Source organism: Paenibacillus sp. FSL L8-0641, from assembly GCF_038006265.1.
GTDB classification, from domain to species: domain Bacteria; phylum Bacillota; class Bacilli; order Paenibacillales; family Paenibacillaceae; genus Paenibacillus; species Paenibacillus polymyxa_D.
On record NZ_JBBOUW010000001.1, the window covers coordinates 3,272,982 to 3,287,723 of the forward strand.

Annotated in this window: 14 protein-coding genes; all 14 read right to left on the reverse strand. The window is 47.8% G+C overall.

The window, feature by feature from the left end:
• Positions 1 to 120: 120 nt before the first annotated feature.
• Positions 121 to 201, reverse strand: coding sequence for a stage V sporulation protein SpoVM (spoVM, locus tag MKY16_RS14675; protein ID WP_010345573.1), 81 nt, complete (start codon positions 199 to 201; stop codon positions 121 to 123).
• Between the two features lie 390 nt (positions 202 to 591).
• The gene (rpe, locus tag MKY16_RS14680) at positions 592 to 1,260 is read right to left on the reverse strand and encodes a ribulose-phosphate 3-epimerase (protein ID WP_029517208.1); all 669 of its coding nucleotides are present in this window, start codon (positions 1,258 to 1,260) and stop codon (positions 592 to 594) included.
• A gap of 4 nt (positions 1,261 to 1,264) precedes the next feature.
• Positions 1,265 to 2,182, reverse strand: a complete 918-nt coding sequence (gene rsgA / locus MKY16_RS14685) for a ribosome small subunit-dependent GTPase A (RefSeq protein ID WP_029517207.1) — start codon at positions 2,180 to 2,182, stop codon at positions 1,265 to 1,267.
• 72 nt (positions 2,183 to 2,254) lie between these two features.
• A complete protein-coding gene (gene pknB / locus MKY16_RS14690; RefSeq protein ID WP_340955852.1) occupies positions 2,255 to 4,534 on the reverse strand; it encodes a Stk1 family PASTA domain-containing Ser/Thr kinase in 2,280 nt (759 codons plus the stop codon).
• Entirely contained in the window at positions 4,531 to 5,307 is a 777-nt protein-coding gene (locus MKY16_RS14695; protein WP_069012748.1) for a Stp1/IreP family PP2C-type Ser/Thr phosphatase, read from the reverse strand. The genes pknB and MKY16_RS14695 overlap by 4 nt, the downstream gene beginning before the upstream one ends.
• A gap of 6 nt (positions 5,308 to 5,313) precedes the next feature.
• Entirely contained in the window at positions 5,314 to 6,354 is a 1,041-nt protein-coding gene (gene rlmN / locus MKY16_RS14700) for a 23S rRNA (adenine(2503)-C(2))-methyltransferase RlmN (RefSeq protein WP_029517204.1), read from the reverse strand.
• A gap of 187 nt (positions 6,355 to 6,541) precedes the next feature.
• A complete protein-coding gene (gene rsmB, locus MKY16_RS14705) occupies positions 6,542 to 7,957 on the reverse strand; it encodes a 16S rRNA (cytosine(967)-C(5))-methyltransferase RsmB (RefSeq protein ID WP_340955854.1) in 1,416 nt (471 codons plus the stop codon).
• A complete protein-coding gene (fmt, locus tag MKY16_RS14710) occupies positions 7,954 to 8,913 on the reverse strand; it encodes a methionyl-tRNA formyltransferase (RefSeq protein ID WP_340955857.1) in 960 nt (319 codons plus the stop codon). Before fmt ends, rsmB begins: the two co-directional genes overlap by 4 nt.
• A gap of 6 nt (positions 8,914 to 8,919) precedes the next feature.
• Positions 8,920 to 9,417 carry a peptide deformylase gene (gene def / locus MKY16_RS14715; RefSeq protein ID WP_013310890.1) on the reverse strand — a complete coding sequence of 166 codons (498 nt, stop codon included), beginning with the start codon at positions 9,415 to 9,417 and terminating at the stop codon, positions 8,920 to 8,922.
• Positions 9,418 to 9,556: 139 nt separating this feature from the next.
• Positions 9,557 to 12,133, reverse strand: coding sequence for a primosomal protein N' (gene priA, locus MKY16_RS14720; RefSeq protein ID WP_029517200.1), 2,577 nt, complete (start codon positions 12,131 to 12,133; stop codon positions 9,557 to 9,559).
• Positions 12,133 to 13,437: a bifunctional phosphopantothenoylcysteine decarboxylase/phosphopantothenate--cysteine ligase CoaBC gene (gene coaBC / locus MKY16_RS14725; protein WP_029517199.1), complete on the reverse strand. Its 1,305-nt coding sequence runs from the start codon at positions 13,435 to 13,437 to the stop codon at positions 12,133 to 12,135. The genes priA and coaBC overlap by 1 nt, the downstream gene beginning before the upstream one ends.
• Before the next feature lie 90 nt (positions 13,438 to 13,527).
• Entirely contained in the window at positions 13,528 to 13,731 is a 204-nt protein-coding gene (rpoZ, locus tag MKY16_RS14730) for a DNA-directed RNA polymerase subunit omega (protein WP_013310893.1), read from the reverse strand.
• Between the two features lie 122 nt (positions 13,732 to 13,853).
• Positions 13,854 to 14,426: a guanylate kinase gene (gene gmk / locus MKY16_RS14735; protein WP_013310894.1), complete on the reverse strand. Its 573-nt coding sequence runs from the start codon at positions 14,424 to 14,426 to the stop codon at positions 13,854 to 13,856.
• A gap of 14 nt (positions 14,427 to 14,440) precedes the next feature.
• Complete coding sequence (gene remA, locus MKY16_RS14740; RefSeq protein ID WP_005548256.1) at positions 14,441 to 14,701, reverse strand: extracellular matrix/biofilm regulator RemA; 261 nt, start codon at positions 14,699 to 14,701, stop codon at positions 14,441 to 14,443.
• Positions 14,702 to 14,742: the final 41 nt, after the last annotated feature.

The following is a 14,742-nucleotide window of genomic DNA, read 5'->3' on the forward strand; positions in this document are numbered from 1 at the left end:
AGGCACCTTCCCGTGCGTTCTTATCTTTTACTACCGAGCTACCTATCTGTTATGCCCGGGAAGCGTGCCCTGTGTACCTCTAGCTTTCATCCTACATCCTGTGTTTACATTACGTTGAATTCAGTTTTTCTGGAATGTATTCAAAATGGCTTTAACGAATCCACCCAGAAATTTTGGCAGCTTGATTGTGTAAAACTTCATGCCTCACCCTCCCCATCATCCTCCTGCATCCGTTCTCTGTAGTTTATGCAACCTGTCAAGGGTTGTTACCCCACAAAAAAAGGCTACATGAGAATCCCGCTCATGTAACCATATTTATGCACAACCATCCCAGGCTATACCATCAGACAAGTCCGCGAACATAGAGATATGCTGAGAGTATGAAAATAAACAGGATATAATAAAGTACGCTGCACACCACAAAACCTATTCGTAAACCACGCCGTTCATTTTTACGAAAATAAAACAGCACAACTAGAACAGCCAAAAGTGAAAGAACGGCATTCCAAGGAGCCTTCACAAGCGAGAAACAGCTAAGGGTCAACCCCGTCGCCATGCTCGCGACAGTCATCCACAATGCTTCGGTCAGCTTCACTTGGACAAACGAGCTGCACTGTCCCGAATCGTAGCAATAGCCGCTGCGCGGTCTGCTCTGCCGAATACCGCACTACCAGCCACCAGCACGTTAGCCCCCGCTTCAAATACGGCTGGTGCCGTCTCCTCTGCAATACCTCCGTCTACCTCGATATGTACGTCTGGACGACCCAATTCGTTCAACCAAGCACGGATTTGTCTGATTTTATTCAACGTCTCTGGAATGAAGGACTGTCCTCCAAAGCCAGGATTGACCGTCATCACTAGAATCATATCTACATTTGGCAGCACTTCCTTGATCGCGTATGGTGAAGTACCCGGATTGAGAGCCACTCCAGCCAGAGCGCCTTGCTGCTTGATCAAGTGAAGGACACCATGCAAATGAACACACGCCTCAGCATGAACAGTGATGATATCGGCTCCTGCTTTTACGAAATCGCCAATATAACGTTCAGGATGCTCAATCATCAGATGAACATCCAAGGGAAGAGTCGTATGCGGACGAATAGCCTGAACGATAGGTGGACCCAATGTAATATTGGATACAAAATGCCCATCCATTACATCCACATGAATCCAGTCTGCCCCTCCTGCCGCAGCTTCCGCAACTTCACTGCCCAAGCGAGCAAAATCAGCGGATAAAATCGACGGTGCTATTTTTAACATAAACTTAGTACCTCCGTTTTTTTTCTTTTAATTCCTGATAGAACTGCAAATAGCTATCATACCGTCCCTGTGAAATATGTCCTTCTTCCAGGGCCTCTCTTACTTTACAGCCAGGCTCGTGAATATGGGTACACCCCCGAAATTTACATCCTTCCGCATACTGCTGGAATTCACGAAAACAGGGAGATAGTTCATCCACACCCAGCTCCAGAAAATCCAACTGGCTAAACCCCGGCGTATCTGCTACAAACCCTCCGTTGTCTAAAGGAATAAGCTCTACATGACGAGTCGTATGTCTTCCTCGGCCCAGCTTATTGCTTATGGCGCTCGTCTCGAGCGTTAACCCAGGCTCCAAAGCATTAAGCATGGAAGACTTCCCTACACCTGACTGCCCGGAAAACACGCTGATTTGACCAGCCAATAGCTTCTTAAGCTCAACCGTTCCTTCTCCGGTACGGGCACTGGTTACCAGCACTTCATAACCGATCTTCCGGTACATTTCCTGAACGGTCAGCACGGTGTCATCCTCTGAAGGGCTGCCTTCATACAAATCGCGCTTAGTCAGACAGATAATCGTATCCAGCCCGGCGTGCTCAATATGGACTAAAAATTTATCCAGTAAAGGCAGGTTTAAATCCGGCTCACGTAAGGAAAACAGCAGCACAGCAAGCGTGGTATTAGCTACCGGAGGACGAATCAGCTCCGTTGTACGCTTTCTAATCTCCTTGACCATACCTTCCCCGTTCTCAGTCAGTTCGTAAACGACCCGATCACCGACAAGAGGCGTGATCTCTTTTTTCTTAAAAATGCCGCGTGCTCTGCATTGTACCGTAGCTTCGCCAGATACCGGACGCCCATCCTGATCCAGGCTGGAGACATAATAATATCCGCTAAGCGCCTTGACGATCAGACCTTCAGGCATGTGTAAGATGTCCTCCTTCATAATGTTTAAGTTTTATTGCGTATAGCAGGTTAAGCATCTCCTATTGCACGTTTACTGATGCTGAACAGCCTCAATCACTTTTTCCTTCTTTTTGTGGGAAGCGTGACCTTGGTTGTTTTTATGGCTAACTGCCAACTCACTGCGCGTAGCCCCCGTGGAATTCGTTCCAGGAACAAAGGCGGAAGGGGCACCATTACCTCCTGTGCCCTCCTGATTGTTCGAGTCGCCTCCACCGTCACCACTATCATTAGAAGATCCCCCGTTATCACCTTCCTCGCCGTTTCCACTTCCATTTTGCAAGGAATTACCATCAGGTGTATCCGTTGGTGAAGTTCCAGCAGGTGGGGCAATTTGAGGCATCGTCACTGTTCCATTTTTCGCATCAATATAAGAGACCGGATACGTATCAATAAAGTCACCATCTCTAAATACTGAGACAACACTGTCTTTGTTCGGAGCCATTAGCAGGTTGATAGTGAACACCTGTGTCGTATTAATTGTACGGCTTCCCCATTCCTGATTTTCTCCACGTGCATCCGTATAAGTAATACGAATTTTGCTGTTTTTACCCTCTTCCTTCGGTGCAACAGGCACATTAAATGGCAGCGTAATCGCTTCTGGCGGGTAACCAGTGCTTACATAAAACGTAATTTCCGTATTTGGTGGCAACTCACTGCCTGCCTCGGACGGCCATTGTTTGGTTACTCTTCCTTTTTCCTGCTCATAGCTAAATTCTTCTTTAATCGAGCCAACCTTCAGCCCTGCCTTTTTGACCTCATTTTCCGCTTGGTTCTGCGTTTTCCCTACGAGACTTGGCATTTTTACAGTGTCAGCGCCCTTGCTGACAGTGAGCACAACTTGGACTGAATCCTTATCAAATGGCTCATTTGCAGCTGGAGTCTGACTAAGGACGGTCCCAACGGCCTGATCACTGAACTGCTCATTTTGCTGAATCTGCGTCTCCTTAATTTGCTGGGCGGTCAGCAGCTTAACAGCATTCTCGTAGCTTTGGCCTTTTACATCCGGCATTGGGGTGAGCGGCTTGGCAATCCCGACTTTCAGACTAATCTTGGTTCCTTCCTTGACTAAAGAATCTGCAGGATAGCTTTGATAAAATACAATTCCAGGCGCGATCCCCTCTTTGTATTCATGCTGGATTGGCTCCTCAATGAGTAAACCCGCTTTACTGAGATTAACCTTCGCTTGGTCTTCTGTTTGTGTCAATACACCTGGTACTTTTACCTCAGGCACGACAAGTACACTTTGCACATAGTACACCACTCCGCCCATGCACAGAAGTAACACCAACACTAGTGTTACCCACAAGATCGCTTTTTTTCTATTTTTCTTGGACGATTGCTTGCTCGGAAGCTGTTCAGACTCACGCGGTTGGGCAGGTACATCTTCCCCGCTAGAAGACATCCCTAATTGTTGAGGCTTAATAGCCGGAATAACCCGTGTTTGATCCTCATCATCCAAATGTGTAAACTCCAGCTTGGATTCATTACGCCGTCCCGGCAGCAAACAGGTTTCCAAATCTTTTAGCATTTCATCTGCCGATTGATAACGCTCTTCTGGATTTTTGCGCATGGATTTTAGAATGACATTTTCCACACTTTGCGGAATCAACGGATTAATTTTACGCGGTTCCTCAAACTCCTCTTGCAAATGCTTGAGCGCTACACTAATTGGACTTTCTCCGAGGAAAGGGAGCTGCGCCGTCAGCATTTGATATAAGACAATACCTAAAGAATATAAGTCCGATTTTTCGCCGGTGACGACACCCTTTGCATGCTCAGGTGAAAAATAATGAACAGAACCTACAACAGAACCCGTCTGGGTAATGGTCGTTGACGTAACAGCTCTAGCAATCCCAAAATCGGTTACCTTAACCCGTCCATTACGTCCAATTAATATATTATGAGGCTTGATGTCTCGGTGAATGATCTGATTTTGGTGAGCATGCTCCAGCGCATCACAAATCTGGGAAGCAATCCGTACTGCTTCATCCACTTGCAATGGCGCACGTTCTTTAATAATCTCATTCAAATTTTTACCTTCGATGCACTCCATTACAATATAATGGATTTCATCCTCTTGGCCGACATCATAAATACTGACCACATTCGAATGCGAAAGCGAAGCCGCAGACTGCGCCTCACGCCGAAACCGGCGAATAAATTCCTCGTCATGAACAAATTGCTGGCGCAACACTTTAACTGCGACATTGCGATTCAGCAAAATGTCTTGAGCCTTGTACACCAGAGCCATACCGCCGCCACCGATACGCTCAATAATTTCGTATCTTCCCCCTAGCAGGTGCCCGATCATGCGTCACACCCCTTTTCATTCAATGAAACCGTGTCATCGGGCAATTCAAACAAAGCTACAGTAATGTTATCGTCTCCTCCGGCAAGCAACGCCAGATGTAGCAGACGATCCGCACGCTCCTCCAAAGGATTCTCTGCGGCACCTACTACTTTACTGATTTGTTCTTCCGTTACCAGATTGCTTAATCCGTCGCTACACAGTAACAGTACATCGCCTTTTTCCAGCGTAATGGAGTCAATATCCACTTTCACCTCGGAATCAGTGCCCAGCGCCCGTGTCAGTACATTGCGACGAGGATGGTTCTCCCGTTCTTCCTTACTGATCTGACCGTTTTTGAACAGCTCGTTAACCAAAGTATGGTCTTCTGTAAGCTGACGTACCGCTCCTTTGGATATGACATAGGCGCGACTGTCACCGATATGTCCGATAATTCCGGATGCGTCGTATAGTAAAACCGCAACAACTGTCGTTCCCATATTATGATACTTCTCATCGCGTGCAGCCGTCTGGAAGATGACTTCATTGGCATGCAAAATAGCGTCGCTGAGCGCCGCCGTCAAAGAATGTGCGGATAATCCGCTCTCCAGCGTCGCCAAATCAGCGGCAAGTGTCTCTACCGCAAGGCGGCTGGCCGTATCACCGGCCAAATGCCCCCCCATACCATCGGCAACAATCCCAAGAATATAGCCTTGCTCTAAGTGCCTGATCCAGGCAGAATCCTCATTCACCGAACGTACACGTCCGACATGGCTGACATGAACTGTTTTGATCAAATGGTTTCACCCCAACTCCATATGCTTTGCACGCAACTGACCGCAGGCAGCGGCAATATCGTGACCCTGTTCACGCCGGATCGTCACATTGACGCCTTTTTCGGCAAGAATACGTTGAAAATTAAAAATATCGCTACGCGATGTGCGCACATACTTGCGCTCAGGCACATGGTTGACTGGAATCAAATTAACGTGACACAGCATGTCCTTTAACACATCCGCTAGCTCTTCAGCATGTTCTGCCTGATCGTTTACCCCACCAATCAGGGCATATTCAAACGAAATTCTCCGCCCCGTCTTAGCAAGATAGTAACGTAGAGAATCCATAACATCCTTAAAGGGATAACGCCGATTTACAGGCATTAGCTTCGACCGAAGTGCATCATTAGGCGCATGAATGGATATTGCCAGATTAATCTGGGTATCCTCGTCGGCAAATTTATAAATATTCGGTACAATACCGCTGGTCGACACTGTGATATGACGTTGACCAATGTTCAGACCTTTTTCATGAACCATTGTACGCAAAAACGTCATGGTCGCTTCATAGTTTTCAAAAGGCTCGCCCGAGCCCATAATCACGATGCTGCTCACTCGTTCATTCGTTTTATCCAAAATTTTCTGAGCCTGTACTACCTGTGCAGTAATTTCACCAGCTGTCAGGTTCCGTTTGAGGCCTCCAAGCGTCGAAGCGCAGAAAGTACAACCAATTCGGCAACCCACTTGTGTCGTTACACAAATACTGTTTCCGTAATTGTGTCTCATAATGACCGTTTCAATGGCATGATCATCATGCAAACCGAACAGGAATTTTACTGTACCGTCCTTTGATTCCAACTTTGTAATTTCACTAAGCGTCACAAAACTAAATTGCTCCTCAAGCTTCTCTCTCAGCGCCTTGGGCAAATTCGTCATCTCGCTGAAATCATTGACCCGCTTCACATACAGCCAGTCAAAAATTTGTCCTCCACGAAAAGCAGGCTCGCCATTGTTCTTGGCCCAGTCCTGAAGCTCCTCCAAAGTTAAATCATATATAAAAGGTTTCATCAATGTTTGCACCCGTTCCTTCTTCATTAAGTTCTGTTTGATCGCAGATCGTATTTTTCATTCTTCCTATTTTAGCACAAATCCCTGAGGGGGTAAAAATTTTTCGTCTTCATGCAAAAAACCGCCGGAAATGTTCCGGCGGAATGTGGAAATGCTGGTGGGCAGCTGCATGGAATTCTCTTCCGCGCTATTTCACCCGACGTAGGCGCGCGATATAAAATCCGTCGCTGTGGAAATGCTGCGGTAACAGCTGTACCGAGCCTCCCTGTATACTATCCATTTCGCGGCTCACGTCCGGGAAGGAATGACCCTCTGCCAATTCATACTCCGAATGTTCGCTTAAAAACCGAGTCAATTGTCCTTCATTTTCGTCCGGCTCAATCGTGCATGTACTGTATACCAGAATGCCACCTGGCTTCAACAGTCCCGCCACACTATCCAGCAGCTCATGCTGAAGCTGTGTAATGTCGCGAACATCCTGCGCAGTTTTGCTCCAACGCAGGTCCGGTTTACGACGAATTACTCCAAAGCCAGAGCATGGTGCATCCAGCAAAATACGGTCAAAAGAAGCTGGGGCATATCGTTCCTTCAGTTCTAGCGCATCACCAGTGACTGTTTCCACGGCATCCAGGCCAAGTCGTTTAGCCTGTTCACGGATTAATTGATGCTTATGGGCATGCAGATCATTTGCAACGATCCGACCGCGATCCTTCATCAGCTCAGCCATATGAGCTGTTTTGCCGCCTGGAGCGGCACAGCAATCCAGTACCAGCATACCGGGCTCAGGAGCAACTGCTTCGGCAACGAGCATAGAGCTTTCATCCTGTACGGACAGCGAGCCGTCCGTATACCACGAGGTAAGCGCCATATTGCCACCGCTACGAACAACAATCCCATAGGGACTAACTGCCGAAGGAACGGCATCAAGTCCTTTTGAGCGCATCTCGTCCAGCAGCTGATCACGGCTGGTCATTGTCGTATTCACCCGTACGCTGACCGCAGGGGGCATATTATTAGCCTGACAAATAGCCTCAGCAGTATCTGCACCGTATTGCTTAATCCAACGCTTAACCAGCCACTGTGGATGAGAATGTTCTAATGAAATCCGTTCCTCTGGTGACAAATCGTCAGGAATACGCAGCTTGTCCGGCTCACGCAGCATGCTGCGGAGCACGCCGTTGACCATACCGGAAATCCCCTGATGTCCACGACGCTTGGCAATGGTCACCGCTTCACTAACGACTGCATGATCTGGAACTCGATCCAGATACACCACCTGATACACACTCATCCGCAGCAACGAACGTACCCAAGCCTGAAGCTTGGCCGTTCCTTTTTGAACAAATTTATTCAAAAAATAATCTAGTGTATTTCGGCGTGCGACTGTACCGTATACAAGTTCAGTCGCCAAACCAGCGTCACTTGCAGATAAACCTGCCTGCTGAAGTCGACGATTCAATTCAAGATTGCTATACGCACCCTCTTGCTCCACACCGGTCAACACATCAAGTGCAACTTCCCGCGCCGTCTGTTTGCGAGTATTGCCGGATCTGGCACCCACTCCCTTGCCTTGGCCTCCCCGACGGGAGTGACTCCCGCTCATCCGAGCACCGTGCCTGGCTTCATCTGTCCGCCGCGCGCAAAGGTTCCGGCATCCATAACCTTTTTGCCAGCCGGTTGAACCTGAGTCAGCCAAAGAGTTCCTTCGCCTGTCTGCACCTCAATGCCACGAGCGGTCAATTGAAGAACCGTTCCGGGTGCTGGAGCATTTGAGCCACTCACTTCATTATCTATGAAAGGCTGCTCAGCAGCCCATATTTTAAAAACATTTTCCTCCCAAAGCGTAAACGCGCCCGAAAAAGGAACAAGGCCGCGGATCCGGTTGTATATCTGCTGTGCATTGTCACTCCACGAAATACGCTCATCGTCGCGGTTCAGATTCGGAGCATAGGTCGCCTCGTCCTCGTTTTGCGGCGTACGGTCTGATTGCCCAGCCAGCAATTTAGGCAGCTCGCCCTGCAAAAGCTTTGCTCCAGCTACGCTTAGCTTCTCAAAAATCGTACCGGAGGTATCCTCCGGTCCTATAGCAACCTCAACTCGCGATATCATATCGCCAGTATCCAGTCCTTCCGCCATATACATCAGCGTCACACCCGTCACGGTCTCACCGTTAATAATCGCACGCTGGATCGGTGCACCTCCCCGATAACGGGGAAGTAACGAACCATGCACATTCAGGCAGCCGAAACGAGGCAGGTCTAGTACGGATTTTGGCAAAATTTGCCCATAGGCTGCGGTTACGATCAGATCAGGACGCAGCTCCGCCACCTGAGCCACCGCTTCTGGCTGGCGCAGGCGGGTCGGTTGCAGTACAGGTAATCCGCGTTTTTCTGCCGCTTCCTTAACTGGTGTAGGCGTCAATATTTTTTTCCGTCCCTGTGGCTTATCGGGCTGTGTAATCACACCGACCACGTTATAACCATTATCCAATAACATGTTCAACGATGGCACTGCAAACTCAGGCGTACCCATAAAGATAATACGAATGTCTTGACTCATCGAACCTCACTCTCCTATCTGACGGTTCGGTCCTGGCTGTTCCAGCGCAACCTCATATACTTTTTCTGCAATATCCGTGAACAAAATTCCATTTAAATGGTCGATTTCATGCTGAAAAGCACGAGAAAGCAATCCTGTCGCTGTAACGGTAATGGCCTTACCCTCGCGGTCCAGTCCCTTGACTGTAACTTTCTCGGCACGACGCACATCCCCGTTCAACCCTGGTATACTCAGGCAGCCTTCTGGACCCAATTCCTCCCCTTCTTCGGCCACGATTTCTGGGTTGATCATTTTAATCAAACCATGTTCATCTCCAGCATCTACAACGATGAGACGCTTCAAAATACCTACTTGCGGAGCAGCAAGACCTACACCCTCCGCTTCATACATCGTATCTGCCATATCGTCGAGCAGCTTTTGCACGTTAGGTGTAATTTTAGTAACTTCCTTTGCTACTTTGTGCAATACATCATCCGGCTCCAACACTATAATTCTAATTGACATGACAACAGAACACCTTCCTCTTTATCCTTTTTCCTTCGTTTAGGCTTAACTGTATTCATCACAAACGCGACTGCTACATTATCCTATGTACGGACGACTTGTCCGCATTAATTGTGCTAATAACTTTTGTGGCAACGCTCTACATAAGCATTTGTGGATCAACATCCAGACTAATCAGCAACTTTTGCGCCTGTGCGGATTCGGCCATTTCATCAGCTACTTGCTGAGCCAAACTAATCGCGTCGATATTTCCACGCCATTTTATCATACATTGAAATCGGTATCTATTCTTGATTCTCGAAATGGGAGAAGCTACTGGCCCCAAAATGTCGAGTACATCCGATGTAAGACGATCCATATTCCCGAACCAGCCTCGTTGTCTGGCCCGTCCCTGTAGTGTTGCTGAATAATTCTCTGCCAGCCGGACCAGCACCGGGAGTTGTTCATGAGAAAAGGTTACCAAAATAAGACGGCAATATGGTGGATAGTGCAAATTGCGGCGGTGTTTCAATTCTTCCCTCACAAAAGAAGCATAATCATGGCGACTTGCGTGAATCACCGAATAATGCTCTGGAGTATAGGATTGTACGAATACTTCCCCTGGCAATTGATGTCTCCCAGCACGTCCAGCTACTTGTGTTAACAGCTGAAATGTCTTTTCCGCAGCCCGAAAATCCGGTAAATTGAGAGCTGAATCCGCAGTAATGACACCAACCAGTGTCACATCGGGAAAGTCCAGGCCTTTGGCAACCATTTGAGTACCGAGCAGCACGTCCGCTTTTTTATCACGAAATTGCTTGAGGAGCTTTTCGTGGGCATTTTTTTCTGTCGTTGTATCAACATCCATTCGAACAACACGTATACCGGGGAATAGCTTCGCCAGCTCTTCTTCCACTCGCTGGGTACCTGTACCGAAATAGCGAATATGCTCACTACCGCATTCAGGGCAAGTCTGAGGCACAGGCTCGGAATAACCACAGTAATGACAACGTAAATTGTTCGACCGCTGATGATACGTAAGCGAAATATCACAATGCGGACAGCCCGCCACATAGCCACAGCTACGGCACATGACGAATGTGGAGTGTCCACGCCGATTCAACAGGAGCACCGTCTGCTCCTTACGCTCTAACCGCTCTGCAATCCCATTATGCAACGCACGGCTAAACATAGAGCGGTTGCCAGCACGCAGTTCCTCACGCATATCCATGATATGTACTTCGGGTAGCGTGTTCCCCAATGCGCGAGTTGGCATTTCAAGTAGCAACGGCGCAAACTCGTCGTTGCTTTGTGAGCGAGCCGCATAGTAGCTTTCCAGCGACGGTGTAGCCGAGCCGAGAATAACGACAGCCCCATGCTGATGGGCTCTGCGAATGGCGACATCACGCGCATGGTATTTAGGTGTCTCTTCCTGCTTATAGGACGTTTCGTGCTCCTCATCCATAATAATAAGACCTAACTCACGAAAAGGCGCAAATACTGCCGAGCGAGCACCAATCGCCACTTTCACACGGCCTTCGCGTATTTTGCGCCACTCATCGTACCGTTCTCCTCCAGACAACCTACTGTGCATCACTGCTACCTGATCGCCAAACCGACCTTTAAAACGCTCAACCATTTGTGGGGTTAACGATATTTCAGGTACCAGCACAATGGCCTGCCGATTCTGCTCGATACAACGTTGAATCGTCTGTAGATAAATTTCCGTCTTACCGCTCCCCGTGACTCCATGCAACAAATAAGCTCCTTGCTCACGCGTGTCCAGCTGGCGAATAATCCGTTCATACACCGACTGCTGCTCTGCTGTGAGAGGGAGTGGCTCTGTAGGCTTGAAGTGTCTGCCCCGGTACGGGTCGCGGAACACTTCGACATCCTCCAGCAACACATAGCCCTTATCTTCCAGCGCCTTAACCGTTGCAGCAGACACACTCAATGAGGTCATGACTTCCTTGAGCGACAGAGGCAAAAACTCGCTACGTTCCAGCAAAAAAGCAAGTACCTCCCGCTGACGCTGTGCTTTGGCAGAAAATTGCTCCAGTACCGTTGATGCCTCGTCTATGCCGATAGCCAGATCAACGGATTTCATGGTCTTTTTGCCAAGCTTGTCTTTAATAACTTGACTTTCCTGAAGCACACCCCGGCGTAACAGTGATTTAATAACCTCCGCTTCCTCAGGGAAACGTCGACTGAGTTGCTGCAACGGGACTTGCTCCTTCTCCTGAATGAAGCTGACAATCCGACGCTCTGTCGGATCACTCATACCATCGTCGGTCAGAAGTGCCCATTCGAGCTCATCGCCCTGATTCGGTTGTATACTACGCTGTGGATGCGTTAACTCATGCTGTTCCGCAATTGAGATATAACGTTCTGCTTTGCCTTTGAGCGCGGTAGGAATCATCACTTGCAATGCCATAATTTGATTACAAGCATAACGTTCACTCATCCACTTGCCCAGTTCGACTAGGTCGGCAGATAAAGGTGGCACCAAATCCAGCAACTCCTGAATCGCTCTCATCCTGTATTTCGGTGGTTCCTCAGCTGGGACTACCGAGATGACGAAAGCCTGCACCGTCCGTTTGCCAAATGGCACAGCTACCCGACTACCCGGCTCAATCCAAGGTCTCATTGAATCCGGTATCAGATAATCGAAGGTGCGGTCCGTATCCTTGGCAGGTACATCGACAATGACCTTGGCAACTAAATTGCCCGTCTCCATTAATGCAGCACCCCACCCATGCGTCCCGCGGCTATAGTAAGCAACTTACGCGCAACTTCTTCCTTTGACTGTACAGGAATACGCTCAACGATCCCGCTTCGGTCATAAATTTGAACAGCATTCGTATCGACACCAAAACCAGCACCATTCACAGTTACATCGTTTGCCGCGATCAAATCACAATTTTTACGTTCTAATTTATCTTTCGCATACGTCTCCAAATGTTCAGTTTCAGCTGCAAAGCCAATTAAAAATTGATGTTTCTTACTCCGTCCGAGTGATTCTAGAATATCGACGTTCTTCACTAACTCTAGCGTAAATACACTATCTTTTTTCTTGATCTTGGTCTGTGCTATCTCACGTGGTCGATAATCTGCAACTGCAGCAGCCATAACGACCATATCGCTCGTTTCCCATTGTTTTAATACAGCTGCGTACATGTCTTCAGCCGACTGGACTCTTTCAAGCATAATACCAGCAGGCGGTTCCGCACTGGTATTGGCAGCAATCAAGTGCACCTCTGCCCCCATCTTTTGAGCCACTTTTGCAATGGCGAAGCCCATTTTTCCAGATGAATCATTTGTGATATAACGCACTGGATCAATTCGCTCGATCGTGCCTCCAGCCGTTACAATGACTTTTTTACCTGAAAACACCGATTCATTCTCATTCACAGGTGACTCAGGCACTTGAGCCTCCACAGATTCGCCACCAAACCATCGGGATTCAGACTTAATGTTGTTTTTTTGTTCCTGGGCTTGCTGATCAAAAAAGTGCTCTATCGTTTGCACAATTGTGTCCGGCTCTTCCAAACGTCCTTTGCCAACGTAACCGCAAGCCAGTAATCCTTCACCAGGCTCAATCATCTTCACACCACGTGATACAAGCGTCTCCATATTTTGCATGACTGCCGGATGAGTGTACATATGTACATTCATCGCAGGTGCCACCATAATAGGCGCTGTTGTAGCCAACAACGTTGTAGACAACATATCATCAGCAAGGCCATGCGCCATTTTTCCAATAATATTCGCAGTTGCAGGTGCAACAAGCACCAAATCAGCCGCATCTGCCAGATGAATATGGGATACGACGGACGGCTCTCTTTCATCAAACGTATCACTGTACACCGGATTACGAGAGAGCGACTGCAGTGTAAGCTCGGTAATAAACTCCTTAGCAGAGGCTGTCATAATCACATGAACATCGGCGCCCTTTTGTGTCAACCTACTACATAACGCAGCCCCTTTGTAAGCAGCAATTCCACCGGTTATACCAAGAATAATAACTTTCCCCTTCAACATCGTTAACTCCCCCTGACCTAAAAAAATAACAACCTTGCGGTTGTCAAAGGAATTGGCATTGCGCCCGGTTATAATAGTTGTGTATAATTCTTACTCGTCTTCGCCGCTTTCAAGACGCAGATGATCCGCGTAAATCTCTTCCAACGCCACTCCAACCTGTTTGTGGGATTTAGGATTCTTGAGAGTCGTCTTTTCACCCTCGCGCAACTGTCTGGCACGACGTGAAGCCGCTACAACCAACGAATACTTACTATCTGCCTTTTTCATCATTTCATCAATGGAAGGATACAGCACGAATAGACACCTCTTCATGTAGTTTTGGGACTGTATAAGCTGAACTCCAGTGTACACCTTCAAGCTCAGCTTATACAGTATTATTTCTCTTTAGGTACGCTTGGCATATGTAAAGCCCTCGTTTAAGGATGAACCTTACAATGTTCGGCGATAATAATGGATTCTATTCGTTTACAAGCGAAATCAATCTCATCATTGACAACCGCATAATCATAGTGACGCAACAGATTCATTTCATCCACAGCTACCGACATACGGTGGTCTATGGTCGCTTGAGTTTCTGTGCCCCGTCCCCTGATTCTATCCTTTAATTCATCTAGCGAAGGCGGAAGCAGAAAAATGAATATGCCTTCTGGAAATTTTTCTTTAACCTTTAGCGCTCCCTGAACTTCAATCTCCAGAAAAATATCTTTTCCCTGCGCAAGCGTCTGATCTACAAAATCACGTGGAGTACCATAATAGTTCCCTACATACTCAGCATACTCCAGCATTTCATCTCGTTCAATCATACCCAAAAATTCTTCACGCGTTTTAAAAAAATAGGTCACTCCATCCTGTTCACCCGAACGAGGTGTTCGAGTTGTAGCAGAAACGGAGTACGTTATCTCTGGTAGCTTGTCACGCAATGCGTTGCCTACCGTCCCTTTACCGACACCCGAAGGTCCGGATATTACAAATAATAATCCCTTAGCCATAGTACACTCCATTTTTATTCGTCATTGTCATCATCTTTAGTGGATAGGCGATGAGCGACCGTCTCCGGCTGCACCGCAGACAGGATTACATGATCACTGTCTGTAATAATAACAGCCCGCGTCCGGCGGCCATAGGTAGCATCAATTAGCATATGACGGTCCCTGGCTTCCTGTATAATCCGCTTGATCGGAGCAGACTCCGGACTGACGATGGAGATAATTCGGTTGGCCGACACGATATTGCCGAAACCAATATTGATCAATTTGATTGCCATATTCAGGTCTTTCCCCCTATACATGTGACTCTTGCAGCCGT

Coding starts and splice junctions, on each gene's coding strand:
- spoVM (WP_010345573.1), bottom strand. CDS start 201: ATGAAGTTTTACACAATCAAGCTGCCAAAATTTCTGGGTGGATTCGTT.
- rpe (WP_029517208.1), bottom strand. CDS start 1,260: ATGTTAAAAATAGCACCGTCGATTTTATCCGCTGATTTTGCTCGCTTG.
- rsgA (WP_029517207.1), bottom strand. CDS start 2,182: ATGCCTGAAGGTCTGATCGTCAAGGCGCTTAGCGGATATTATTATGTC.
- pknB (WP_340955852.1), bottom strand. CDS start 4,534: ATGATCGGGCACCTGCTAGGGGGAAGATACGAAATTATTGAGCGTATC.
- rlmN (WP_029517204.1), bottom strand. CDS start 6,354: ATGAAACCTTTTATATATGATTTAACTTTGGAGGAGCTTCAGGACTGG.
- rsmB (WP_340955854.1), bottom strand. CDS start 7,957: ATGAGCGGGAGTCACTCCCGTCGGGGAGGCCAAGGCAAGGGAGTGGGT.
- fmt (WP_340955857.1), bottom strand. CDS start 8,913: ATGAGTCAAGACATTCGTATTATCTTTATGGGTACGCCTGAGTTTGCA.
- def (WP_013310890.1), bottom strand. CDS start 9,417: ATGTCAATTAGAATTATAGTGTTGGAGCCGGATGATGTATTGCACAAA.
- priA (WP_029517200.1), bottom strand. CDS start 12,133: ATGGAGACGGGCAATTTAGTTGCCAAGGTCATTGTCGATGTACCTGCC.
- coaBC (WP_029517199.1), bottom strand. CDS start 13,437: ATGTTGAAGGGGAAAGTTATTATTCTTGGTATAACCGGTGGAATTGCT.
- gmk (WP_013310894.1), bottom strand. CDS start 14,426: ATGGCTAAGGGATTATTATTTGTAATATCCGGACCTTCGGGTGTCGGT.
- remA (WP_005548256.1), bottom strand. CDS start 14,701: ATGGCAATCAAATTGATCAATATTGGTTTCGGCAATATCGTGTCGGCC.